Source organism: Niabella sp. ZPM-14, assembly GCF_055693045.2.
The window spans coordinates 3,484,903-3,511,855 of sequence record NZ_CM181148.1 but is presented as its reverse complement, the minus strand read 5'-3'; the positions used below and the strand labels follow the sequence as shown (position 1 = coordinate 3,511,855).

Annotated in this window: 17 protein-coding genes; 8 read left to right on the top strand and 9 right to left on the bottom strand. The window is 46.3% G+C overall.

Translation table 11 applies throughout. The annotated features are described in order from the left end of the window. Positions 1-56 precede the first annotated feature (56 nt). The gene (locus ACU37H_RS14895; RefSeq protein WP_472706279.1) at positions 57-1,499 is read left to right on the top strand and encodes an ATP-binding cassette domain-containing protein; all 1,443 of its coding nucleotides are present in this window, start codon (positions 57-59) and stop codon (positions 1,497-1,499) included. Between the two features lie 39 nt (positions 1,500-1,538). Here ACU37H_RS14895 and ACU37H_RS14890 read toward each other — a convergent pair whose 3' ends face one another. Genes ACU37H_RS14890 through ACU37H_RS14880 form a run of 3 tightly spaced genes read right to left on the bottom strand, consistent with a single transcriptional unit; the run spans position 1,539 to position 5,775 of the window. Continuing rightward, the gene (locus ACU37H_RS14890; protein ID WP_472706281.1) at positions 1,539-3,593 is read right to left on the bottom strand and encodes a M48 family metalloprotease; all 2,055 of its coding nucleotides are present in this window, start codon (positions 3,591-3,593) and stop codon (positions 1,539-1,541) included. A 40-nt stretch (positions 3,594-3,633) separates the two neighbouring features. Further along, the gene (locus ACU37H_RS14885; protein ID WP_472706283.1) at positions 3,634-4,593 is read right to left on the bottom strand and encodes an MBL fold metallo-hydrolase; all 960 of its coding nucleotides are present in this window, start codon (positions 4,591-4,593) and stop codon (positions 3,634-3,636) included. Between the two features lie 36 nt (positions 4,594-4,629). Continuing rightward, positions 4,630-5,775: a methionine aminotransferase gene (locus tag ACU37H_RS14880; RefSeq protein WP_472706284.1), complete on the bottom strand. Its 1,146-nt coding sequence runs from the start codon at positions 5,773-5,775 to the stop codon at positions 4,630-4,632. A 166-nt stretch (positions 5,776-5,941) separates the two neighbouring features. Between ACU37H_RS14880 and ilvA the strand changes: the two genes are divergently transcribed. The 3 genes from ilvA (at position 5,942) to ACU37H_RS14865 (ending at position 13,987) form a co-directional block, all read left to right on the top strand. Further along, positions 5,942-7,198, top strand: coding sequence for a threonine ammonia-lyase IlvA (gene ilvA, locus ACU37H_RS14875; RefSeq protein WP_472706286.1), 1,257 nt, complete (start codon positions 5,942-5,944; stop codon positions 7,196-7,198). A gap of 603 nt (positions 7,199-7,801) precedes the next feature. After that, positions 7,802-12,316: a glutamate synthase large subunit gene (gene gltB / locus ACU37H_RS14870; protein WP_472706288.1), complete on the top strand. Its 4,515-nt coding sequence runs from the start codon at positions 7,802-7,804 to the stop codon at positions 12,314-12,316. 165 nt (positions 12,317-12,481) lie between these two features. Further along, positions 12,482-13,987, top strand: a complete 1,506-nt coding sequence (locus ACU37H_RS14865) for a glutamate synthase subunit beta (RefSeq protein ID WP_472706290.1) — start codon at positions 12,482-12,484, stop codon at positions 13,985-13,987. Positions 13,988-14,074: 87 nt separating this feature from the next. Here ACU37H_RS14865 and ACU37H_RS14860 read toward each other — a convergent pair whose 3' ends face one another. Next, the gene (locus ACU37H_RS14860) at positions 14,075-14,872 is read right to left on the bottom strand and encodes a DUF6515 family protein (protein WP_472706292.1); all 798 of its coding nucleotides are present in this window, start codon (positions 14,870-14,872) and stop codon (positions 14,075-14,077) included. Positions 14,873-15,074: 202 nt separating this feature from the next. On the opposite strand from ACU37H_RS14860, the gene ACU37H_RS14855 reads away from it, so the two are divergent. Together ACU37H_RS14855 and ACU37H_RS14850 are read left to right on the top strand one after the other, a co-directional pair. Further along, on the top strand, positions 15,075-16,196 hold the full coding sequence (locus ACU37H_RS14855; protein WP_472706294.1) for a M42 family metallopeptidase: 1,122 nt from the start codon (positions 15,075-15,077) through the stop codon (positions 16,194-16,196). A gap of 265 nt (positions 16,197-16,461) precedes the next feature. After that, positions 16,462-19,083: a TonB-dependent receptor gene (locus tag ACU37H_RS14850; RefSeq protein WP_472706296.1), complete on the top strand. Its 2,622-nt coding sequence runs from the start codon at positions 16,462-16,464 to the stop codon at positions 19,081-19,083. A gap of 65 nt (positions 19,084-19,148) precedes the next feature. Here the strand turns inward: ACU37H_RS14850 and ACU37H_RS14845 are convergent, their stop codons facing one another. The 3 genes from ACU37H_RS14845 to rpsA all read right to left on the bottom strand — a co-directional run bounded on the left by ACU37H_RS14845 (position 19,149) and on the right by rpsA (position 22,653). Next, complete coding sequence (locus tag ACU37H_RS14845) at positions 19,149-19,520, bottom strand: DoxX family protein (protein WP_472706298.1); 372 nt, start codon at positions 19,518-19,520, stop codon at positions 19,149-19,151. Between the two features lie 101 nt (positions 19,521-19,621). After that, positions 19,622-20,614, bottom strand: a complete 993-nt coding sequence (locus ACU37H_RS14840) for an alpha/beta fold hydrolase (RefSeq protein WP_472706300.1) — start codon at positions 20,612-20,614, stop codon at positions 19,622-19,624. 83 nt (positions 20,615-20,697) lie between these two features. Next, positions 20,698-22,653 carry a 30S ribosomal protein S1 gene (gene rpsA / locus ACU37H_RS14835; protein ID WP_472706302.1) on the bottom strand — a complete coding sequence of 652 codons (1,956 nt, stop codon included), beginning with the start codon at positions 22,651-22,653 and terminating at the stop codon, positions 20,698-20,700. A gap of 202 nt (positions 22,654-22,855) precedes the next feature. Here rpsA and ACU37H_RS14830 point away from each other — a divergent pair, with 202 nt between their 5' ends. Then, on the top strand, positions 22,856-23,338 hold the full coding sequence (locus ACU37H_RS14830; protein WP_472706304.1) for a hypothetical protein: 483 nt from the start codon (positions 22,856-22,858) through the stop codon (positions 23,336-23,338). A gap of 45 nt (positions 23,339-23,383) precedes the next feature. Here ACU37H_RS14830 and ACU37H_RS14825 read toward each other — a convergent pair whose 3' ends face one another. Continuing rightward, a complete protein-coding gene (locus ACU37H_RS14825; protein ID WP_472706306.1) occupies positions 23,384-24,478 on the bottom strand; it encodes a DUF3810 domain-containing protein in 1,095 nt (364 codons plus the stop codon). A 288-nt stretch (positions 24,479-24,766) separates the two neighbouring features. Between ACU37H_RS14825 and ACU37H_RS14820 the strand changes: the two genes are divergently transcribed. Further along, entirely contained in the window at positions 24,767-24,907 is a 141-nt protein-coding gene (locus ACU37H_RS14820; protein ID WP_472706308.1) for a hypothetical protein, read from the top strand. Positions 24,908-25,123: 216 nt separating this feature from the next. On the opposite strand, the gene ACU37H_RS14815 is transcribed toward ACU37H_RS14820, so the two are convergent. Continuing rightward, positions 25,124-26,848, bottom strand: a complete 1,725-nt coding sequence (locus ACU37H_RS14815; protein ID WP_472706310.1) for a phospho-sugar mutase — start codon at positions 26,846-26,848, stop codon at positions 25,124-25,126. Positions 26,849-26,953: the final 105 nt, after the last annotated feature.

Sequence of the window (26,953 nt, the reverse complement as noted above, 5' to 3'; positions counted from 1 at the left end):
AAGACCTCACCGGTATAATCACCTGTGAGGTCTTTTAAATCCTGCACTTTCTATCAATGTATATCATTCAAGCAAAAGAATTATCCGTTCAATACGGCTTCAAGACCGTGTTGCATTCTATTTCATTTACCGTCAATCATGGCGAACATCTTGTACTGTCAGGAGAAAGCGGCAGCGGTAAAACCACGTTTGGTAAAGCGATCGCGGGGCTTGCTAAATATACAGGTCAGCTGAGCGTCGCCTTTGATCCGGCGAGCAGTCTACCCGCAGAGGTATTGTTCGTGGAGAACTGGTATCGCTTCGCCAACCTCGAAGGCGACCGCAATTTTTATTACCAGCAACGATATAATCATCAGCAAAGGCGGGACACTGTTTCCGTAGCACGCGAACTGGAATTGTTTGGAGCAGAGCATGCATTAGACCCGGAAACACTCGATAACCTGACTTCCACCTTTGACTACAAAAAAGTTTTAGACGAACAGCTATTCGAAATTTCCAGCGGCGAGCATAAGAAGCTGCAATTGATCAAAGCGCTTTGGCTCAGTCCGCAACTGCTGATTATTGATCAGCCTTACACCGGATTGGACACTAAGTCACGTGCCCACCTCAATCAGCTATTCGATGAGTACGCCGGTAAAGGAGGCACTTTGCTGCTGATCAGCAACGATGCCGAATTACCGGATTGCATCAACCGTTTCATCACGATCCAGGCAGGGCAATTCGTAGAAGGAAGATCTGAAAGGGCTGCCACAAAAAAGGTACTGGGGCCACTGCCCGCCTTTCTTCAAACAAAGCCGGAATACACTTCGCACAACCTGATCAGCATGCATCAGGTAAACGTACGATATGATGAAAAACAAGTATTGATCAACATTGACTGGCAGGTGAATGCCGGCGAGCGTTGGCTGCTGCAAGGACATAATGGTTCCGGCAAGTCTACCTTACTCAGCCTGATCACCGGCGACCACCCGCAGGCATATGGCAACGATATCCAGCTATTCGGTGTACAACGGGGCAGCGGCGGAGAAAGTATCTGGGACATTAAAAAGAGGATGGGGCTTATTTCCCCCGAGCTTCATTGGTATTTTGATGCGAATGCTACCGTATCTGAAAGTGTTGCCTCCGGCTTTTTTGACGCCAATGGTCAATACCAGCGGCTTCGTTATGCACAGAAACAGCAACTCGAAGAGCTGTTGCGATTTCTCGATCTTTTTGAGGTAAAAGATGAACTGCTGACCACACTTCCGTTAGGCAGGCAGCGACTGGCTTTGCTAGGCCGCACGATCATCAAAAACCCTCAATTGCTGGTATTAGATGAACCTTGCCAGGGATTAGATCAGCAGCAAACGCAGTATTTTAACGACCTGGTGGATGAGATCAGTAAAAACGGTGTAACGATCATTTATGTAGGCCATTTCGAAACGCAATTACCAAAATGCCTGACGCAGAAGCTGGTGCTGGAGCGCGGCAGGAGCGTTGGCGCTGTTCCTATAAAATAAGTTGTTTTTATCGATACCGGCTTTGCTTAATCAAACCCTTTACGTTGCGGAAGAAAGTAGTGACATTTGAAACTCTAAAAGATCCTTTTTTAAAAAGAAATAAGTTCGACCTAAAGCAAAAGCATAATGATTAATGGCATCATTTAATTTTTGCAGGGCATCTTCGTTATAACTTTTTATCACGAAATAAGCCTCAGTGTTGTGAATGTGAGCTTCCATACTTTGCCGCATCTCCGACGATATAGCAGGAGCGTATAAATCTTCGCTTAGGAATACTTTCATTTCTTCCTTCAACCGCTCATCATCTTCCTTCAGGTTTTCAAAATTCGACTCTATGATATCGGCCGAATTTGAAGTCTGTGTAAACCGTAGAGCTTCCTCCACCTTCCTGGGTAATTCCGCCCTTCTTTCATAGCTCGCATCGTAAGTAAACAGATTCTTGTAGCGCTTTATCAGTTCGTCTGCAAGGCCTTTTGTTTCTGCGTGCTTGTAAAAAAACGAAAACACTTGCTTATCGTTTTCCTTCAGCAGTTGACTCAACTTTTCTTTTTCTGCGTCAAGTTGGTTGATCAATTCGGGAACATCCTTCTTTTTGTACCGGATGCCATTATAATCAAACGTTTTCACTTTAAAGTCACCATTTTTAATTTGTTGCAAAAGCATAATATCATTTAGCAGTCCCAATCGCTGATACACCCATTCTACTTTATCTTCTGCAAAGAGTTGTCCTAAAGAGATATCAACATCGCTGCTTTTTTCGGCAACATCAAATACCGGAACGTCATAATTATCATAATAATCATGGTAAATTTCAGGGAAGCTGTTTTGCTTATATTCATCTTTATACCCTGCTGCAAATGCATCCGTTGTTTCAAATTGCTTCGCGTCCGTATATGCTACGTTGGCGAATATCATGCTGGTAAAGTACTCCTGGTAATAGGCTCCCCGCTTGAGGCAATCATTGGCCGGCGTAAAATCATACTCAGGTCTTTTGAACCCTAATGCTTCCATCTTCGCCACACGTTCTTTAGTTGAGGGGTGTGATGCCCACTGATTATTAACTTCCAGCTTGGATTTATTGAACCTCGCTTCCTGTAATTCAGAAACCAGGGGGAATCCCCCTTTGCAAACGACGCGATACAATGACGCCTGAAAGTCGGTCACCAGCTTCTGTTTCCCGTATATATTAGCCGACAAAATGTTGTCCGGAATCCGTCTATTGTAATAATCCAGCACAGTGTTAAAAGCAAATTCTGATAGCTGCAACCGCCATAGAGCATTTTTCAAAGGATCACTTCCTGTGATGCTTACAGCAATTGCGTCGGCATGAAACTCCATCTGCCTCGACAGTCCCATATATCCCAGGTTTACTACCTGGTACATTTTTCTTAACACATACTGGATACCAACTACGATATATGATCCTGCAGAGACGACCATACTAAAGATCCCACCTATATTACCGAAGGATTCCAAGGTCTTATTATATACATCATTGTCAAAAAGAAGATTGTAAATAATTTTGTTAGCGTTATAAACATAACTTCCAACTTTCATTGATCGTTGGGAAAAGTGTCCGAATTCGTGAGCCAGGATGCTTTTCAATTCATCTGCAGTGACTGCGTTTATCAACCCAATGCCGATGGTCAGGTTCTTTTTGACAGGCAGAAACATGCTCCAAAAACTGGAATCGTAAAATACGGAAGCATTAACTTCTGAAGATAAAAAAACTTTTTTTGGACGATCCGTTCCTACCTGGTCCGCGGTCTCATCAATCATTTTGAAAAGCTCCGGTTCATCTTCACGGGTAATAAGAAGCAAGTGGGATTGGTCGTTTTGATTGGATACAAAAGCAAATTTAAGCATGAAGATGATAATCGCCAGCCCTAATCCTGCAAGTGCGATACCTATCGCTATTGAAAGAAGTCCACCCATGGATGTAACGACATAATACGCAGCGTAAAAACAAAAAACACCGAAGGTGATGCTCAGCACAAGCAGGATGATATACACCACCACAAAAAGTGCAAGGCCTGAAACCGCCTTAACGGCTTGCTTTTTAAACTCAGCGGACAGTTGAATTTGGTTGTTCATTTACAGGAAATTTTTATTATATGATTTTTTTCATTTGTAATCACAACTCCACCCTGTCCCCCAACCGAGCGATTCCGAACCCTCTTTGGATGAGGTCCTTCGTCTCCTTGCTATCAGGGTTTAGAACAGGATTAGTATGGTTAAAGTGAATAAAACGGATCTTTGCTTTTTCCGTTGCCGGCAGGTGATCCAGCTTCTTTACGGTTTCGATAATAAACGGGTGAGGAATCTGAGATATATCACGATTATTGATTTCATCGCCGCTATAAAAAGTAGCATCCACAAAAGCATAATCGACCTTCGCTACTTCGGCTATAATGTTCCGCTCCCATTTTCCCCATTTGTCGATGTCTGGTATGAACAGTGCTTTTTTACGAGGCCCGGCTATGATGTAGCCCACTGTTTCGGAAAACTCATCCCTGTGAGGCACGAGCAGTGGTGTGACCTGCAGGTGATCACTCAATGTGACGCTTTTATCAGTATGCATATCCCGGAGTATGATATTGTTTCTCGCCACCAGTTGACTCCAGGGGCCATTATGACGTAAAAACGAATCCATGCGCGGCATCGCGTAAACAGGAACGTTGCTGGCATCCACCGCTTCCTTTCCCAGATACATCAACCCCGCATAATGACCAATATGTGCATGAGTCAAAAATATACCGTCCGGCATCTCCCGGTCATCGCCGGGAATCAGTTTCTTCAAATCTTTTAATTGTCTTGCGATGTCAGGCGTAGCTTCAAACAAATACTTCTTCTGATACAGCTGATCAACCAACCCGAGCGCCACCACCCTTCTTTCAGGATCAGGTTGTATAAATAATTGCTTACAGCAATCTTTCCGGCAACCGATGTGTGGCGACCCGGCGTCCTGCACATTCCCCAGCACCACTAAGCTCACCTGGCCTCCCGATCGCCGGTCTTTCCTGTCGGGCAAAGTTTTATAAGCCGACAACAGCAATAATGCAATAATGATAATAAGCAGTTGTGTTCGTTTCATATCAATGCAGTTGTAAGTCCGGACCCGGTTTAAAAACTATATCGCTGATAAAGCGCCGGTAGCAGCCTGAAGCACCTCATCTCTTTTAGCAAAACAAAGCCTGACGATCCTGTCTTCCGCCGGTTGTTGATGAAATGCACTCAAAGGTATGGTAGCCACTTTATATTCTTTCGTCAGCCATTTTGCAAATTCAACATCCGGTAAATCACTGATGCTGGTATAATCGTACAATTGAAAATAGGTACCTCGGCTCACCGGCAGTTGTTTCAGTTTAGATGTCTTCAAAGCATCTAACAACAGATTCCGTTTTAGCTGTAACGTATTAGCAGCCTCCGACCGGTCGTATACTTCGAGATACCGCGCCAACGCATATTGCGCGGGTGTGTTGACGCTAAAGGTCAGATATTGATGGATCGCCTTAAAAGCCTCAATAATCTCTTTTGAAGCCACACAATAGCCCACTTTCCAGCCTGTAATATGGAACGCCTTACCAAAGGAGTAGATCGAGATTATTTGATCAGCAATCGCCTTCTGTGAAAATCCCGGAATATGCGGCACGCCGTCAAACACAATGCTGTCGTACACTTCATCGGAAATAACGTAGATATCGCGACCTTCCAGCAATGAACTTAATTCATTCCAATCTGCCTGAGCCCAGACATACCCGGTCGGATTATGTGGCGTGTTGACCAGGATGGCTCTTGTCTTGTTCGTGATCTTCTCCCTTACCAATGGCCAGTTAATGGCAAACCCATCGGCCGCACTCAAGGTCACTTTCACGGGTACACCGCCATTGATCTCAATCGCCGGCAGGTAACAATCAAATGCCGGTTCAAAATAAATCACCTCATCCCCTTTTTCTATCAATGCTGTGAGTGCCGTAAAGATGCCATACGTAGCGCCCGGCGTTACCACAATGTTTTCCGGCTGACAGTTTTCGCCAGGGTATCTTTCGTTCAACTCTTTCGCAATATTTTCTCTCAACAGCGGTAAACCCTGCATGGGCGCGTATTGATGATAGTCGTTATCCCCCGCCTCCTTCAGATACCCGATCAACCGGGACGCAACCGGATAGTCGGGCAGCCCCTGAGACAGATTGTGGGCCCCTTCCTCACGGGCAAGCGTGGTCATTATCGTGAAAATATTGAGCGGTGAAGCACTGTGTTTGGTCCTTAAGGTCATGGCTTGTTTCTTAAAAAATAACCAGCCGCTAACTTAGTAATAAAAAGCGACAACCACGCAACAGGGCGTTATATCTGCCGCTCCCACCGGGTGTAAGATCTATAAGTAAGGATCACTCGGCTCATAGTTGTATTTTTGAAGCTTATTTATCATGCATCGTAATATCATGTCATCCAATTCAAATCAGTTTTCTTTAGCATTCATCCGCGAGGTTGCTCAGCGTTTGGAGCCCGTAGTGTTGAAGACCCCTTTACAATTAAATACCAACCTGAGCCGTCAATTCGGAGCCAATATTTACCTGAAAAGAGAAGACCTGCAGGTCGTTCGTTCCTATAAACTTCGCGGCGCTTATCATATGATGAGCTCTTTGCCCAAAGAAAAACTGGACTGCGGTGTAGTATGTGCCAGCGCAGGAAACCACGCGCAGGGGTTTGCTTTCAGCTGTAAAGCGCTGAACATCCGGGGCACCATTTTTATGCCGTCAATCACGCCCAAACAAAAGATCAGTCAAACCAAAATGTTTGGAGGCGATAATATTGAAATCGTACTCATCGGCGATACTTATGACGACTGCGCCAATGCCGCGAAAAAATTCACCGCTGATCACCAGATGACTTTCGTTCACCCCTTCGATGATGAGAAGGTGATCGAAGGACAGGCGACCGTTGGATTGGAGATCTACGAGCAGCTTCCGGAAATCGATTATATCGTTGTTCCTATCGGCGGCGGCGGACTCTGCGCTGGTGTTGGAAGTTTTATCAAAAAGGTCAGCCCCGATACCAGGCTGATCGGCACCGAGCCCCAGGGTGCGCCTTCTATGACAGCAGCATTAAAGGCCGGGCACCCGGTGGAGCTACCCGCCATAGATCGTTTTGTCGATGGGGCCGCCGTAAAACGGGTGGGTGATCTCACCTTTGAAAAATGTAAGCCGGTGTTGGATGAGGTAGTATTAGTGCCGGAGGGTAAGATATGCACCACAATACTGGAATTGTACAATAAAGACGCCATCGTTGCAGAGCCCGCCGGCGCGCTTTCTATCGCTGCATTGGGGTTGATCCGCGAAAAGATAAAAGGCAAAAATGTAGTATGTATCATCAGCGGAAGCAATAATGATATCGACCGCATGCAGGAAATAAAAGAACGCAGCTTGCAATACGAAGGGCTCAAACACTATTTTCTGATCGATTTTGCACAGCGACCCGGCGCGCTGAAAAGCTTTGTAAACAATGTACTGGGCCCGGACGACGATATCACCCGCTTTGAATACATGCAGAAAACCAATAAGGAAAGCGGTCCCGCGCTGGTGGGCATTGAACTTAAACAGAAGACCGATTACCAGCAACTGATCGCCAACATGAAAGAAAGCAACTTCAGTTATACCGAACTGAACAAGAACGACGCGTTGTTTAGCTATTTGGTATAATCACCGCAGATTCATATTCGGCCGGTGCTGCGCGACAAGTCGCCACAGCACCGGTTATGCTGGTGAGCAGGCTGAAAAAATCAATTGTGACAAGCCGTTGCATTATAGCGATTTCTACGCCCGGAGCACTATATCAAGCTGACCGTCTATTCATTTTGGACATAGGCCCTTTCCTGCGTTTATACGAACCTGTTTCCTTCATGAGATATTGTCCATTACACTGCTAATGCTGGCTTCCCTACGAGTTTGCCGCAAAAATTAAAGCAGGACCTGATACATAAAACACTTATAAAAAATGGTTTATCCCGACCAATCCGGCGATGGCAAACGTTAATTGTCTATCCGACTATTTATCATTAAATTGCGATTAGAAACAGCGTGCCCAATTACGCTACCGAAGCCATACAGAGCTAATGATAGAAACGGTATTCATTAAAAATTATTTAACATTTCTCCCAATTTTTTGAATAAATAATAATTTTAAGCGCAGCAAACAGCCGCTTCGTCAAATTACCGACTTTTTTAATTAATTTACACGGCTCTCGATTGCCTTCCCCATATTGAAAAACCAAAATTTTTTTTGTAAAAATTTGATAAGGAACTATGACAGAAAACAAAGGTCTTTATGACCCATCTTTTGAGCGCGATGCATGTGGAATTGGTTTTGTTGCAAACATTAAAGGCAATAAGAATCACCAGACCATTTCAGATGCGCTCACCATTCTCGAAAACATGGAGCACAGGGGAGCCTGCGGATGCGAAGCTAATACCGGCGATGGTGCAGGTATTATGATCCAGATCCCTCATGAGTTCTTTTATGATGAGCTGTTGCATTTAGGCATCACGCTTCCGGCAATCGAAGAATATGCTGTTGGCATGGTATTCTTTCCTAAAGAGCCGCGCCTCCGTGAAGAATGCAGAGATATCTTCAACCGTGCCGCTGAAAAAATGGGCATGAGCGTCATTCACTGGAGAGCAGTGCCTGTACAAAACTCAGGCATCGGCCCCAGCGCCCTGGATGTGGAGCCGGCTATTGAGCAGGTGTTCATCGAGCGGCCGGCCGGCGTCAAAACGGCCATCGAGTTTGAAAGAAAACTTTTTGTCCTTCGCAAATACGCTACACATATCACCGGTAACGCCGTGAAAAAAGATCCCGTAGGATTTTATATTTCATCGCTGTCTTGCCGCACTGTTATATACAAGGGCCAGTTGACCAGCCACCAGGTTCGTGAATATTACAACGACCTGTCGGACAAAAGGGCGGTGAGCGCATTCGGGTTAGTACACTCCCGCTTTGCCACCAATACCTTCCCTTCCTGGAGATTGGCACAGCCCTTCCGTTTTATCGCTCACAACGGAGAAATCAACACCCTGCAAGGTAACCTCAACTGGTTACGTTCTGCCGAGTCCAGCTTCGAATCACCGTTATTCACGGATGAAGAAATGGATATGTTGGTTCCGATCGTGAGCAACGATCAGAGTGACTCTGCCTGCCTCGATAACATGATCGAGCTGCTGGCATTGACCGGTCGCTCGTTACCTCATGTAATGATGATGCTGATTCCCGAGGCCTGGGATGGCAACGAAGACATGGATCCGGCCAAGAAAGCCTTTTACGAGTTTCATGCCTGCCAGATGGAGCCCTGGGACGGTCCTGCATCGATTTCTTTCACGGATGGAAAGATGATCGGCGCTACACTGGACAGAAACGGACTGCGTCCTTCCCGTTATTGCGTAACCACCGACGGACGCGTGATCATGGGATCTGAAACCGGCGCTTTGCCGGTAGACCAAAGCCTTATCATCGAGAAAGGCAGGCTGCAGCCCGGTAAAATGTTCCTCGTGGATATGGAGCAAGGCCGTATCATCAGCGATGATGAATTGAAAACGACGATTTGCAACCAGAAGCCTTACGGCGATTGGTTGAACCAATATAAGATCATGCTCAACGAACTGCCCGAACCCCGGGTAATGTTCAGCAACCTGAGCCACGACCAGATCTTCAAATATCAGAAGGCATTTGGATTTACATCCGAAGATGTAGAAAACATCATTCTTCCCATGGCTACCGACGGCAAAGAGCCGATCGGATCAATGGGCGTTGATGCGCCTTTGGCTATTTTAAGTGAACAGCCGCAGCACTTAAGTTATTATTTCAAGCAACTATTTGCGCAGGTAACCAATCCTCCCATCGATCCGATCCGGGAGCGCATGGTGATGTCTCTTGCCACCTTTGTAGGAAATAACGGCAGCATGCTGATTGAAGATGAAAAAGACTGCCACGTAGTAGCATTGAAACAGCCGGTGCTTACCAACTACGAACTGGAAAAACTGAGAAGCATCGACACGGGTAGCTTCCAGGCCAAAACCATTCAGTGCTACTTTGTAGCAGACGGTAAAGCAGGTTCTATGCGCCGCGCGCTCGACAGGCTCTGCCGCTACGCGGAAGACGCCGTGAATGACGGATTTGAAGTACTGGTATTACAAGACCGGGCGATCGATGGCGATCACGCTGCTATTCCTTCGCTGCTGGCGGTTTCTGCGGTCCATCACCACCTGATCAAAAAAGGTTTGCGTGGAAAAGTAGGTATCGTAGTAGAAGCAGGTGACGTTTGGGAGGTACACCATTTTGCCTGCCTGCTCGGCTTTGGCGCCACAGCCGTAAACCCTTACCTGGCATTCTCTACCATTCGCCTGTTAAAAGAAACGGGAAAAATACAATCTGATAAATCCGTTGAAGAACTTCACAAAAATTACATCAAGGCGGTTAGCGACGGACTGTTGAAAGTGTTTTCCAAGATGGGGATCTCCACGCTGCAGTCTTACCAGGGCGCGCAGATATTCGAGATCATCGGTATCAACAAAGATGTGGTGAACAACTACTTCACTAATGCTACATCACGTATCGAAGGCATGGGCCTCGACGAGATTGCGCGTGAGGCGCTTGCGAAGCACCAGTTTGGTTTCACCCGCAAGCAATTACCCGTGGATCAGTTGCCTACCGGAGGTTTTTACCAATGGAAACGCAAAGGGGAAGCCCACATGTTCAACCCGCAAACCATCCACCTGTTGCAGTATGCAACAAGAATGGGGGACTACAACACATTCAAAAAATACAGCAAACTGATTGACGAACAAGGTAGAAAAGCGATCACCATCCGCAGCCTGTTCGACTTCAAACGCAGCCGTCCTTCTATCTCTATCGACGAAGTAGAACCGGCAGAAAATATTTATAAAAGATTTGCTACCGGTGCGATGAGCTTTGGCTCTATCAGCTGGGAAGCCCACACAACCCTGGCCATTGCCATGAACCGCCTGGGCGGAAAAAGCAATACCGGTGAAGGTGGAGAAGACGAAGCGCGCTACAACCCGCTGGAGAACGGCGACAGCATGCGCAGTGCTATCAAACAGGTGGCCAGCGGAAGGTTTGGGGTGACCAGCCTCTACCTCACTGAAGCCGACGAGTTGCAGATCAAAATGGCACAGGGAGCGAAACCCGGAGAGGGCGGACAGCTTCCGGGTCATAAAGTAGACGATTGGATCGGACGCACCAGGCACTCTACGCCGGGTGTAGGCTTGATCTCGCCGCCTCCTCACCACGACATCTACTCGATCGAGGATCTGGCACAGCTGATCTTCGACCTGAAACACGCCAACCGCCATGCAAGGATCAATGTGAAACTGGTAAGTAAAGCAGGCGTAGGTACGATCGCCGCGGGCGTGACCAAAGCCAAAGCAGATGTGGTGCTGATCGCCGGACATGATGGTGGTACCGGAGCTTCACCGTTAAGCTCGATTCGCCACGCAGGTCTTCCCTGGGAGTTGGGCGTAGCTGAAGCACAGCAAACACTGGTTAAAAATAAACTGCGCAGCCGCGTGGTGTTACAGACAGACGGACAAATGCGCTCCGGAAGAGATATCGTCATCGCCACCCTGTTAGGTGCGGAAGAATGGGGTATCGCCACCGCCGCTCTTGTAGTGGAAGGTTGTATCATGATGCGTAAATGTCACCTGAATACCTGCCCTGTCGGTATTGCTACACAGAATCCTGATCTGAGAGCACGTTTCTCAGGAAATGCGGATCACGTGGTAAACTTCTTCAAGTTCATCACCCAGGAAATGCGCGAACTCATGGCAGAACTGGGCTTCAGGACTGTGAATGAAATGGTAGGCCAGGTGGACGAGTTGAAGATCAAAGACGGCATCGATCACTGGAAATACAAAGGTCTTGACCTCTCTCCTATTCTTTACAAAGAGCCTGCTGAAGAAGGCGTGGGTATCTATCACTCCGAAGAACAAGATCACGGACTGGATACCATCATCGACTGGAAGTTCATTGAAGCAGCAAAACCTGCGTTGGAAAACGGTACGCCGGTTAAAGCATCGTTTGACCTTGTCAATACCGACCGCGCTGCTGGTACGGTGCTGTCGCACGAGCTTACGAAAAAGTATCGCGACGCCGGGTTACCGGAAAATACCATTCACCTTCAGTTGAAAGGTACCGCCGGCCAAAGCTTTGGCGCTTTCTGTAACAAAGGAATTACACTGGAACTGGAAGGTGATGCCAACGACTATTTCGGTAAAGGATTGAGCGGCGCTAAGCTGATCATCTACCCCGACAAACAAGCCGGTTTTGTACCCGAAGAAAACAGCCTTATCGGAAACGTAGCCTTTTATGGCGCTACAAGCGGTGAAGCGTTTATACGGGGTAAAGCCGGTGAAAGGTTTGCTGTGCGTAATTCAGGTGCCACTATGGTAGTGGAAGGCGTGGGTGATCACGGTTGTGAATACATGACCGGGGGCCGCGCAATCATCCTGGGAAGCACAGGCCGGAACTTTGCCGCAGGTATGAGCGGTGGTATCGCTTATATCTACGATACGGCTCAGCAATTTGCAGGCAACTGCAACATGGAAATGGTTGAGCTTGATCCGGTGGATGCGGAAGATGCCGCTTTCCTTCAAAAAGAAATAGAGAAGCATTATCAATATACTAACAGTACTGTAGCCAAATTCGTCCTGGATGATTTTGAGAACCAACTCAAAAACTTCGTGAAGGTATACCCAAGCGAATACAAGAAGATCATGCAGGCGAAAGTGGAACAAAAGCAAATAGCATAAACCATTTAGGATGTAGGATGTGAGAATTGTTATACTACAATTGAAGAATCGCCACACCAAGAGGATTGGTGAAAAAGCTTCAGGTAGTGACACAGATCTTACATCTTACATTAAACATCCTAAATCAGACATCTTACATCAGACATCCTAAATCAGACATAAAAAATGGGTAAACCAACAGGATTTTTAGAATTTACCAGAGAGCTTCCATCAAAAAAACCGGTGGAGGAAAGACTTCAGGATTATCGCGAGTTTGTGCAGTTATTTCCTGAAGAAAAATTAAATCACCAGGCCGCCCGTTGTATGGATTGTGGCATTCCTTTTTGTCACAGCGGTTGTCCTTTAGGCAACGTAATTCCCGAGTTCAACGATGCGGTATACAGAAAAGAATACCGGGAAGCTTACGATATACTGGCTTCTACCAATAACTTCCCCGAATTTACCGGCCGTATTTGTCCTGCACCCTGCGAAATGAGTTGTGTACTGGGCATCAACCAGCCTCCGGTAGCTATCGAGGAAATAGAAAAGCATATTATAGAGATCGCGTTTGAGAAAGGATTCGTAGCGAAGAGAACGCCGAATGTCAGAACCGGAAAAAAAGTAGCTGTGATCGGCAGCGGCCCCGCAGGATTAGCGGCAGCGGCTCAATTAAATTATGCCGGCCACCTGGTAACCGTGTTTGAACGTGATGAGCAGCCAGGCGGATTATTACGTTATGGCATCCCCGATTTCAAACTGGAGAAATGGGTGATCGACAGACGTATTGCTCACATGCAGGAAGAAGGTGTAACATTCAAATGCCATTCAAATGTTGGTAAGAATGTAAAAGTGGAAGAGCTGCTGCGCCAGTTCGATGCGATCGTTCTGAGCGGGGGAAGTACGGTTCCGCGCGACCTGCCGGTACCTGGCCGCGAATTAAAAGGCGTGCATTTTGCGATGGACTTCCTGAAGCAGAACAATAAGCGTGTCGCGGGCAAAGATTTCCTGGCCAATAAGGATATCGAAAGCAATATATTAAGTGAAGAGTTGCTGGCAACCGGCAAGAACGTAGTAGTGATCGGCGGTGGCGATACCGGTAGCGACTGTGTGGGTACTAGCAACAGGCACAAAGCCGCGTCGGTGACCCAGTTTGAGTTGTTACCTACCCCGCCGAAGGAAAGAACAACCGCTATGCCCTGGCCCACTTATCCCATGTTGTTAAAGACCACCAGCAGCCACGAGGAAGGAGCGCAAAGACATTGGAGCATTGCGACCAAAGAGTTTATCGGCGATGGCAATGGTAATCTGGCAGCACTAAAGGTAGTGGACCTCGAATGGACCACTCCGGCGCCTGGTCAACCGGCGAAATTTACAGAAGTAGCTGGTAGCGAAAGAGAGATCAAATGTGAGCTCGCTTTATTAGCGATGGGCTTCTTACATCCTCAGCAGACCGGCCTTTTAGAACAATTGGGTGTAGAGTTTGACAATCGCGGTAACGTGAAAGCGGAGGAAGGAAAATACATCACCAATGTCGCAAAAGTTTTTGCAGCGGGTGACATGCGCCGCGGTCAGAGCCTGGTTGTGTGGGCCATCAGCGAAGGTCGCGAATGTGCAAGAAAAGTAGACGAATACCTGATGGGCAGCTCTACTCTTGAAAGCAAGGAAAGTTCTATATTGATGTCGTTTCAATAACTTGCACGACAATATGATATTCAGCAAGAAACCGCTCCTGGGAGCGGTTTCTTAGTTTAAAACAAAAAAACAATCAATAAAACCAGACTAATCAACTTTAACCACCTCATAAAAAGTCTTGCCGTCTACCGTTACTTCTTTATAATAAATTCCGTTGGGAGACTTATATCGTTTTTGACCATCAATCGTCACGGGTTCGCTGTCCCGCGGAAGCCTTTCTAGTTGATCGCCTACCTGCGGCCGTACGGTGTAGCTATCTTCACCGGCACTCTTGCCAGGAACCACTTTTTTAATTTCCGGTTGAACCGGTTCCTCTTCCACATACGTGTCGTTATCAATTGGATCATCGTCCAGCGGCTCATCATACACCTCTTCTTCCCTGCTGCTCAACGTCCCGTTTTTTCCTACAATTTCGTAACTCGTCGTTCCATCAACATCCCATTTGTAATAAATGATCCCATCTTTCTCATAATAATACCGGCCTTCGATCTTCGTCAGCTTCGCACCCATAGGCAGCCTTCTCAGCATCGCCCCGACAGGCGCTTCTACCCTTTCAAATCCGCCATCTGTTCTTTCCCTGAAATACAGGTTGTTATGTACATAATAGGTGATTCCGTTGATTTCCGTTTTGGTTGCTTCGGGCGGCAGATTGCGGACCCTGGCCCCGGGCGGTGGCACTACGATGCCAACGTTGACACCTACTGCCGGTCTCCAACCGCGACCCCAAACACGCGGGCCATAAAAACCGCCAATCCCGACAGACACCATAGGACGCGATCGGAATACCGGATAAGATCTGTAATACCGGCCACGCTGTGCCTCGGCACTTTTATAACTGAAAAAGAAGAAAGTAGCAAAAACTGCCATGAGTAAAAACCGCTTCATGCTGATTCTTTATTTTGGGACGACAGGATAAGGGTAAAAGATGCTTGTTGCCGGCGGAAATCACAAGTTTTAACAGTTTTTGACAGTTCTGTACGCGCTTCCAGCGTACGTGGGTCCGGCACCGGAAAATCCTTGACCGGTTCGCCGATTCAGCAAGCCAGTCCTGAAAAATTTTATGTAGGTTTGGAGCTAATAACAGCATATGGCAAAAGCAAAAAATACTAAAGAAAAAGAGGTTAAAGCAGCGCCGGTATTGACTACCGGCTCGATGGAATTCCTGAAACAGTATATCAATAACGCATCGCCCGTAGGCTTTGAGTCCTGGGGTCAGAGGTTGTGGCTCGACTATCTTGAGCCATATATTGACGAGCAATTTGTGGATCCTTACGGCACGTCTGTGGGCATCATCAATCCCGGGCAACCCTTTAAAGTGGTTATTGAGGCGCACGCAGACGAGATCAGCTGGTTTGTGAATTATATCACCGATACCGGGTTGATCTTCCTGAAAAGAAACGGAGGTGTGGATCACCAGATCGCACCCGGTCTCCGGGTCAACGTTCATGGCAAGCAGGGCATTGTGAAGGGCGTTTTCGGCTGGCCGGCCATCCACACCCGTGTAGGAAAAGAGAATGAAAACCAGCCAAAGGTGGAGAACCTTTGTATCGATTGTGGCGTGAGAACAAAAAAAGAAGTGGAAGCGCTCGGCGTTCATATCGGTGCCGTAGTTACCTACCAGGATGGTTTTGATGAACTGGCCAATGACTTTTACGTGGGTCGTGCCTTTGACAACCGGATCGGTGGTTTCATGATCGCGGAAGTGGCGCGTTTGCTGAAAGAGAATAAGAAAAAACTTCCTTACAGCCTGTATATTGTTAATGCGGTGCAGGAAGAGATCGGGCTGCGGGGCGCGGAAATGATTGCCCGCCGGATCAAACCGGATGTTGCTATTATCACTGATGTTACGCACGACACGAATCACTTCATGATCAATAAGCGGATAGAAGGCGATATTGCCTGCAGCAAAGGTCCTTCCCTGGCTTATGGTCCGGCTATTCACAATAAACTGCTGGCTTTTGTAGAGCAAATCGCAGCTGATAAGAAGATTCCGGTGCAATGGCGTGCTTTAAGCCGCAGCACGGGAACAGATACCGACTCTTTCGCCTATGCCAATGACGGCTGCCCTTCTGTACTAATCTCCATGCCATTACGGTATATGCACACGACCGTCGAGATGATCCACAAGGACGATGTAGAAAATACAATCCGGTTGATGTACGAAACCTTGCTTCAGTTGAACGCAAAAACGAACCTGAGTTACTTATAATAGATTATTATCATTTGTTAAAAAGATTCACTTCTCAGTGGATCTTTTTTTTAGTCATCTTAAAGCTTTCAATTCAGAAATCGAAAATTGTTCACGTCAACGCTCATATGTTGATGTCGATCAATAATTATATATGTTAAAGGCGGTATTACAATTTGTTAACATTGGCGGGAAAAATGTTAAATTTTATTGCTTTTCTTTGCGGCATAAATACTCATCTATGCTCAGAAAACTATCCCTTTTAATTGCAATGACAGTTCTGTCAATGGCAATTGTTAACGCGCAGTCGGTGACCGGAAAGGTTGTTACGAATGGAAATGAACCAATCCCGAACGCTACTGTGACTGTTGACGGCACGACTATTTCGGCCACTACCGACGCTGATGGCGTTTTTTCGCTCAACGCTCAAAAGACATCAGGCAGTCTAACGATTACGCATATCAATTATGTAAGCCAGACCCTAAGGTTTACATCGGCTAATTTAGGTGTAATCGTGCTGGAGGCCAGCGACCAGAACATGGAAGAAGTAGTGGTGGTGGGACGCGGTGTAATCGACCTTGCTAAGGACAGGTCTACTCCCATTGCGGTGTCGACAATCGGTAAAACTGAAATCCTCGACAAAGGTGTAGGTAACGTAGAATTTCCGGAAATCATGAAAAACACGCCATCGATCTATGTGACGAACCAGGCAGGTGGATTTGGAGACGGTCAGATGTTTACCCGCGGTTTTGATCAATCTAATACGGCGTTTTTATTGAATGGTCAGCCTATAAATGGCATGGAAGATGGAAATATGTACTGGTCTAACTGGCAAGGTGTTACCGATATTGCCAATGCCATCCAGGTGCAGCGTGGTCTAGGTTCTTCTAAATTAGCGATCTCATCTGTAGGTGGTACCATCAACATTGTCACACGTGCTACCGAGCTGCGTAAAGGAGGAATGGTAAGACTGTTAACGGGTAACGATGGCTACGCAAAAGCCACTGTCGGTTACAACACTGGCCTGAATAATAAATGGGGCTTTTCTTTCATGCTTGATTATTGGAGAGCAGACCGTAAATATGCGATAGGGACGGCTGGAGAAGGTCAAAGCTACTTTTTCTCTGTAGGGTATAAGCCTAACGAAAATCACAACCTGAACTTTATGGTGTTCGGTGCTCCGCAATGGCACGATCAAAACTATTCTAAGCCATTCACCACTTCTTACAACAGGAACAGTGCAGGAGACATAGTTTCTATCAATACCCCCGGATACGACATTACCGGTATTAAAGGAAACTCGAACTACGGCTACTACAACGGTGAAGGTCTTTCTATCAGAAAGAACTACTATCACAAACCAGTAGCCAACCTGAACTGGGACTGGAATATCAGCGACAAATCTTCTCTTTCTACGGTAGTTTACGCTTCAGCAGGGCGTGGCGGCGGTACTGGAACTTTAGGAACCGGTACGTTCAGCACCAAACTGGCTCCGTTTGGTGGTGGATACCTGGATAACGGCCTGGTAAACTGGGATGGTATTGCCCGTTACAATGAAACCATCGAAGGAGGTATCAGCACAGGCGGATCCAGCGGAAACGGACAAGTGCTTCGCGCTTCTGCCAATAATCACATGTGGTACGGAGCAGTAACAAATTTCAATTTTGACACAAAAAAATATTTCACCTATAACATCGGGGCGGATATTCGTTTTTATCGCGGAGACCACTTCCAGCAATTAGTGAATACGCTCGGACTTCGTGGCCGGGATGGCTCTAACACTGCAAGGGGAACAGGTTATGTTGTAACGGAGACTTATAAGGCAAACCCTTGGTCAGCACTATTTAATCCTGCGAAGGAAGAAGATCGCATCGGTTATGATAACTCTGAGCAGATCAATTACCAGGGTCTTTTTGGTCAGGCAGAATTTAAGAAAGGCGGATTCTCTGCTTTTATACAAGGTGCAGCATCCAATCAGTCTTACCAGAAATTTGATCGCTGGAATTACGAAGGCGGCGAAGCAAAATCCAAAGTGGATAATAAATTAGGATATAATATCAAAGGAGGAGCTGCGTATACCTTTGGAAATACGCACACTTTCTTTGCCAACATCGGCAACTACTCCCGCCAGCCGTTCCTGGATAACATCTTTATCCAAAACACAGTTGATTTCGTGGATCCCGAAGTAGATAACGAAAACATTTTCGGACTTGAAGGCGGCTACAAATTATCACTCAGAAACCTGCGCGTTAATGTAAATGCGTATTATACCAAATGGGATAACCGTTTCGCTTCCTACGATACCCGTAATTACGAGGCCGCTGACGGTACGGTCTATGAAAACGTTACCTACTTGCTTACAGGCGTAACCCAGCTGCACAAAGGCGTTGAACTGGATTTCAATACGGATCTTACTTCTAAATGGCTCTTACGCGGATATGCTTCATGGGGCGATTGGAAATATGACGGATCATCTCCGTTCCAGGTTCGCGATGAGGTGACACGCGACATCGTATCTGAAGGAAATAGTCAGGTAAATCTTTCCGGTGTAAACGTTGGTGATGCTGCTCAAGCATCTGTGGGACTCGGCACCAAGTACAGAATTCTCCCTAATCTTTATGCTGATATGGACTGGAACTATTTCGCAAATTTATACGGCAACGTAAATGTGGAAGATGTGATCGAATCTGCTTTGGCAGGGGAAGTTTATCAGTCTGAAAAATTAAAGCCTTATTCGGTATTTGACCTGGGTGCCACTTACAACTTCAACCTCGGCAACCAGAAGTTTACATTCAGAGGAAATGTTAGAAATCTGATGAACCATATATATATTTCAAGAAGAGACGGGTTTGGATACTTCTATGGTTTGGGAAGAACCTGGTCTGCGAGCGTTACCTACAATTTCTAAGAGAATATTTGCATATAAAAAAGCCGGCTTGAAGCCGGCTTTTTTTGTCTTTCCGATCAGAAATGTTAACTAACCAGCGCTTCATATTTTTTGCGGTTATCCAGGATCATCCAGATGTTGATGGCGAAGAGCACCAACGGAATAGCCAGTGTTCCGGGATCCATTACAGCGTGGTGCAACACGATACCGACCATCACCGGCAGTATCACGATAGCGCCCAACGCACGGGTCTTGGGAAAGATGAACAGGATTCCGCCGATAATTTCCACCACCGCAACAAGGGGCATCAGCCAGGTGATCTGCATGAACGCGCCAAAAATTTTCATTTGTTCTTCGGTGAGTTCGGGTGGGGGCATGTATTGAAAGATCTTGTTTAACCCCGAATGAATAAACATTAACCCGAACAGGAGGCAAAGGATGAATTTTACGATTTTCATTTTTGTTTGGTTTTTAGATCAGAAAGTTACGCATTCTACCGGCAAAGCACAAAAATTGAAATTCAACTGCTAAAAGAAATCTTTGGCAGCGAAACGCTGCGTTATTTATCGAGAAAGTCAACCAACGGCCTGATGAACCGGTCAAAGCTTTCTATATGCGGTAGGTGACCAATATTGTCCAGCTCCACCAGGGTAGCGTTGGGGATTTTTTCAGCGGTCTGTTTGCCGAGCTGGTTATAAAGCCCCATCTTACTCTGGGCTTCCCTGGGTGCCAGGTCCTTCCCTAAGGCCGTCCGGTCGCGCGTGCCGATGATCAGCAGTACCGGGCATTTGATCTGACCCCATTCGTAAACCACCGGCTGTGTGAAGATCATATCGTAGGTCAGCGCCGCATTCCAGGCTATTAAAGGATATTCTTTATTCAGTGTCCAGCCGGCCAGCAGGCGTGCCCATTCATCGTAGGCTGGTTTCCATTGACCATCATAATAGCTTTTGATCTGATACTGCCTGATCTTTTCGTAAGATTGCTTTAACTCTCTCTGGTACCAGTCATCTACCGTTTGGTAAGGAACCACCTGCTTCCAATCCTCCAGCCCGATGGGGTTCTCTAATATCAATCGTTCTGTCGTGCCAGGAAACATCAGGGCGAAACGGGTAGCGAGCATCCCGCCCATGGAATGGCCGAGAACGACAGCCTTCGCGATATGTAAGGTATCCAGCACCTGCTTCGTGTTGGCGGCCAGCTGTTGAAAAGTATATTGGAAATGTTCCGGTTTTGAAGACTTTCCGAAACCGATCTGATCCGGGATGACCACTCTGAAACCATGCCTGCTCAAAGCGTTGGCCGTCTCCCGCCAATAGGCACCATTGAAGTTTTTGCCATGGAGCAGCACTACTGTTTTCCCGTTAGGAGCCAATGGCTTCACATCCATATAAGCCATTTTTAGCTGCTGTTGCTGAGCATTGATAGTGATGAATTGTACCTCGAAAGGATAATCATAGCCGATAAGATTAATGTCGAGCTCTTTGACCTGGGCATGAGCAACAGAAAAGCCCGTCACCATCAGTAAGAAAAGTATCCGTATGCGCATCATAATATTACCATATTGGTTCGTGTAACTTCATGCAAAAAAAATGCCCCGACCTGAGCCGGGGCATTGCTATTAAAGAAAATCCATTATGCTTTTTCGTCAGAACCTGCATCAGATGCTGGTTTTGCATTAGCTTCCTGATCCATTTTCTTTTTCAGATCAGCTAACACACCCAGGTCACCCAAGGTTGCTTTTTCTACTTTGCTTTGAATAGACTTCACCACTTTCTTGGTTTTCTCAGCTTCTGCACGCTCTGCTTTTTTCACACCTTCACGCTCTGCATATTGCTCTTGCTCCCACACTCTTGCATGAGATACAACAATACGTTTTTCGTTACGGTCGAACTCGATCACTACAAACTGAGCCGTGTCATCCAGGTTCAAAGATTTTCCATCTTTGGTAGCCAGGTGACGGTTAGGAGCAAAACCTTCTAAGCCGTAAGGTAACTGTATAGTTGCACCTTTGTCGTCTTTGCGGGTAATGGTTCCGTCATGAACAGTACCGATAGCGAAGGTATCCTGTAAAGTATTCCAGGGATCTTCTTCCAGTTGTTTGTGTCCCAACTGAAGTTTGCGGTTTTCCTTATCGATACCCAGGATCATCACATCGATCTTCTCGCCTACCTTAGTGTACTCACCAGGATGGTTGAAGCGTTTTAACCAGCTCAGATCACTGATGTGAATCATACCGCCGATACCTTGTGCTAATTCTACAAACACACCGTAGTTAGTGATGTTTTTAACTTCGCCCTCATGCTTGGTACCTTCAGCAAACCTGCTTTCGATATCATTCCATGGGTCTTCAGTTAATTGTTTGATAGAAAGGCTCATCTTACGGGTATCCTTGTCTAAAGTAACAATCTTCGCTTCGTGCTCATCGCCCAGTTTGAAGAAGTCTTTAGCATTGATCGGTGTGTTCGCCCATGTGATCTCACTTACGTGAACCAGGCCTTCAACACCCGGATAGATTTCCAGGAATGCACCGTAGTCTTCGATATTTACTACTTTACCTTTTACAGTGTTGCCTTCAGCGATATCTTCAGGCAATACATCCCAAGGATGAGGAGTCAGTTGTTTCAAGCCAAGGCTGATACGTTTTTTCTCGTCGTCGAAATCCAATACCACCACGTTCAGTTTCTGATCCATTTTCAGCACCTCGTTCGGGTGAGAAATACGTCCCCATGAAATGTCGGTGATGTACAACAGACCGTCTAAGCCGCCCAAATCCATAAACGCACCGAAGTCTGTGATATTCTTAACAGTTCCTTCCAGTACCTGACCTTTTTCCAGTTTACCGATGATCTCAGCACGTTGTGCTTCCATATCGCTTTCGATAAGCGCTTTGTGAGATACCACCGCATTCTTAATGGTTTCGTTGATCTTAACCACTTTGAACTCCATGGTTTTACCCACAAACTGATCGTAGTCAGTAACGGGTTTAACATCGATCTGAGAACCTGGAAGGAAGGTTTCCATTCCAAATACGTCAACGATCAAGCCACCTTTAGTTTTAGAAGTAACCAGACCTGTAACCACTTCACCTGTTTTGTTAACCTCAACAATTTTTTCCCAGGCACGTGTAGTGCGGGCTTGTTTGCGGCTCAGGTTCAGGTGACCGTCCCTGTCTTCTTTCTCAACGATCATCACTTCCACCTCGTCACCGATAGACAGGCCGGGCAGATCACGGAATTCGTTCAGAGAAATCAGGCCATCACTTTTAAAACCGATATTCAATACCACATCGGTCTTGGTAAGTCCTACAACAGTACCGTTTACCAATTCACCGTCGTTCAACTGAATGAAAGTGTTTTCGTAAACTTTGTCATACTTCTCTTTTTCTTCTTTTGAATAAGAAGATACATTACGTTTGTCTACGCTCCAATCGAAATCGTCGTGCGCAGTTTCCACCGCTTCAGCTGCAGGAGCCGGAGCTGGCGTCTCCACAGGTGTGTTTGTTGTCGCTGCAGAAGCTTCCTCTACCGGCTCGGTAGCACCCGCGTTCTCCTGTGCATCAGCGTTTAATTGTTTAAAATAAAAATTCATAAAAAAATCCGAAGGGTTTAAAATTCGGACTGCAAAGGTACGGATTTATAAGGGATTAGAAGCCATAAGCGCCCTGGAAATACCTGGTTAAAAATCAATGATTTAAGTGACAAGATAAAAATTGCCTGGTGTTGCACCTGTCACTTTTTCCACGTCTCTCCTAAAAATATCTTCTTTTCTAAATCTTCAACTTTAGCTTGTTATGAGTAAATACTTCGCTTGTGTAGCTATCTGGGCCTTTCTTTTCAGCTCATGTTCTAAGTCAACGGCCATCAACGAGAGCCCGGAAGAGCTCGAAATGCCTATACCTGAAACCGTAGACAAAAAACCCTACACCTCCACTCACATTTTTGAAGCCCGGCTCACCGATATCCATTACGAACTTTGTACCGCTTATACACTGCAATGCCCTGTGTCCTGTGGTGCCTCTGGCCACTATGCCAACTTCGAGGTAACGCAATACAAAACGCATCTCGTAAACGGAGAAGCGGGAAGAGACCCACTTGAAAATTTCAGAGTGCTTTTGAGCAACTATTATAAAAAGGATTACAACCTGAACTACGTGAAATTTATCCGGAGCCTTCGAAACGGGGACAAGGTGAACATTTATGTAGACTACGTGTATGACAAGAGCAAGGCGGTTGTGGCACCCGTCGTCAACATCCTGGGCATGACAAAGGAATAGTAAATGCGTTAGCTACGTTCAGGTACAGTAACGAATCAGGCACGCTTAAATCACAGCTTTCCCATACTTCTTATAATAGGCGATCAGCCAGGTAACCACTTCGTTGTAAGATTTCCTGCCATTGGGTTGGTTATTAGCTTTCAAAAAGTAGCTGTAAAACCTATCGATGTACGGTTCGACAGGGTTCCTGTATCTTTTATAAAACGCGATGTAATCTGCCATATCCTTTTTTACCTGCTGGTGCAGCGTGCTGTCGTACATTTTTGCTTTTACCGAATCTGTTACAGCTAGTTCCCGGATTGCATAATGATACATATCAAAATACACGGAGTACTTGAAGTTGACTGAAGGATGAAGGCGGCAGGATAAAAAGCCCACAAAGTTGGCTTCACTCTCTTTAGCATAACCTAATTGGTGGGCGATCTCGTGCGAAGCCACAAAGGGCTCTACTGACGGCGGGATGGTTGTATTGACCTGCGCTTCACCGGTAAATGGGTTATAGTATCCCTGGAAACCCATGTAATTACCCAGGTAGCTGAACATCGAAGGCTTCACCGAAAACCCGCGATGCGCTAAAAACGGGTAGCGCTCGCCAGCGATCTCATAGAGCAGGCTTGCGTTGTACAACACATCCCGCTTGGTTGAGAAGGAGTCGCGCATGCTTCCGGTAAGAAGAGCTGCCTGTTCGTTTAACCGGGTATGCAGCAGACTGACCAGCGTGTCCACATCCCTGGTGGCATAGTCTTCCACTTTCAGTCCAAGCTGGTTAGCGATACCCTCACGTGAATAATTCAGCCCCCACATCCCGTAAAAAACAACATAGATCAACAACACCGCGAAGAGACTTTTCCGGAAAAATTGCTTCGCGTATGCCCGGGAGAACGCTTTGCGCCTGACCCTTTTGACAAGATTTCTTATCTTATAAACGAGAAAAATGACGACAAAAAGATACAGCAGGTCGCCTATACTAAAAGGTAGCCAGCCGAACAAATATCTTAAAGTGGTGGCGATAACCGGGTAGGCGCCGTAGGTGTAATACTGTTCTACCCAGGACGGATCGATCGACAGAACTTTAATGGAAATCACCAGTGCCAGGAGCATGATCCATCCGAGCCATTTCTGAAAAAATCTGCGTTGCATAGTTGATGACCAAAAATAAACTTTTTGAAACTGCATACAGGGGTTTAAGGTGATCTGCCAGACCGGGACGGCCCGACCAGGTCCGGCTACCGCCAAACGAGCTCGCTTGACTCTCCTGCACCGCTTTTTGGTCCAGGCCGCCGGTTGTCTACAACCGCCCGGGAGTTTATCCACACTCAAATAGGGTACCCCCTCCTACGGGAAAAATACCCTAATTTTAACCCTCTTTGCCACATAAATTCGTCCAATCAACATTGGATATTTATTTAAGCCTATAAACCACGCATCATGAAAGACAAAAAATTTGCGAGTGTATTTAAATCGTTCATTGCATCTTGCCTGAGAATCGTCAGAAGGATTTTCTTCAAACGGAAGAAAGAAGTTCAGGCAGAATTCATCGATTATTACGCCATGTATCATCTATCTTAAGCCAGACCGGAATATCATTATAGATCTATCGAAGAAAAACAATAAACGGTTGCCTCTGAACGTTCAAAGCTGGTTGCCCCCTCGGGCAGCGGCTTCTTATCTGGTTCGTTTTGATCAGACGAAATTCATCTTTTGCCGGGATCCTTGTACTGTTTTCTCCTATGTAAAAGAGCCACCTGGCTTCAGGCGGCTCTTCTGACCCTATAGTGCAAACAACTACTGTAATTTCATGTCGCTGATGATCGCGCGGATTTTCGCATCCAGCTTTTCATTCACTTCGTCAAACTGTTCTGCACTTTCCAGGCGTTCCTTCACACTGAAGTAGAATTTTATTTTTGGTTCGGTACCACTTGGACGAGCAGAGATGAGCGAGCCATCTTCTGTTATGAACTGCAACACATTTGATCTCGGCAGGTCGATCGGTGTCACATCGTGCGTTTGCACATTAGTGGCAACCCCGTTATCGTAGTCCAGTACGGTAGTCACTTTTGAGCCATTGATCACTTTGGGCGGGTTATCGCGAAATTCCTGCATCATCGCTGCAATCTGCTGTTGACCGTCCATTCCTTTTTTAGTGATCGAGATCAGGTCTTCTTTATAGAAGCCATATTTAATATACAGCTCGATCAATTTATCGAACAGTGTTTTGCCTTTATCTTTTTCGTAAGCGGCCATTTCACATAACAAAGCCACTGCGCTGACCGCATCTTTATCGCGGATCTTATCGCCGATCATCAGGCCGAAACTCTCTTCGCCTCCGATCACATAATTCTCTTTGCCTTCTTTCAGCCGGATCATTTCCGCGATCCATTTGAAGCCCGTAAGCACCCGGTAACAATTAACATTATTGCCCCGCGCGAGATCATCGGCCATGCCGGTGGTTACAATGGTGGTAATGATCATATCATCAGGCTGCGCAATGCCTTTTTCCCTCCTGGCTTCGAGCAGGTAGTTGAATGCGAGCACGGCCGTCTGGTTACCATTCATGAGCACCCATTCGCCCTTATGATTTTTGATACCGATACCTACGCGGTCGGCATCCGGATCCGTACCCAACAGGATGTCGGCATCCAGCTCTTTCGCTTTATCCAGGCCGATGCTCATCGTTTCTTTTTCCTCCGGATTGGGGTAGGCCACCGTAGGAAAATTACCATCGGGCGTTTCCTGTTCTTTAACAATATGAACATTTTTGAATCCAAATTTCTCCAGCACCTGTGGCACCAAAGTGATGCCTGTGCCGTGAATCGGCGTATACACGATCTTAAGGTCGCTGTGCTTTTCAATGACTTCAGGATAAACGCTCAGTCCCTTCACCATTTCGATATACTGTTCGTCCATATCTTTTCCGATGATGGTGATATTTCCTTCTTCCCCGCTCCATTTCACATCGTCTACCGACTGTATCTTTTCAACTTCTTTAATCACATTTTTATCATGGGGCGGTACCAGCTGCCCTCCATCATTCCAATAGGCTTTATATCCGTTATATTCTTTGGGATTGTGCGACGCCGTGCAAACCACACCGCCCTGGCATCCGAGCGTCCTGATCGCAAAAGATAATTCTGGCGTAGGACGAAGGCTTTCAAACAAAAAGACTTTTATTCCATTAGCGGCAAAAACATGAGCAGTCGTTTCGGCAAAGAAACGGCTGTTATTGCGGCTGTCATGGGCAATGGCCACTTTCACTTCACCGCTGTTGGAAGCTTTCAGATAATTAGCATATCCCTGCGTAGCCATTCCTACCGTATATTTATTCATCCGGTTGGTACCAACGCCCATAATACCTCTGAGCCCCCCGGTTCCGAATTCAAGATTTTGGTAGAATGAGTCGGCCAGTTCATTAGGATTTTCGGACTGCAATCTTTTGATTTCATTTTTGGTATCAGCATCGTAATTACCCTGCAACCATTGATCGACTTTTTGTTGAATCGCGTTATCCATACAATTTTTTGTTTAGGTGTTGAAGGTACTAATTTAGGGATAATGCCGGCGGAATAAAAGTTTAAAGGGTGCATAACATTTTTATCCCGCGCGTTGTTTCAACTT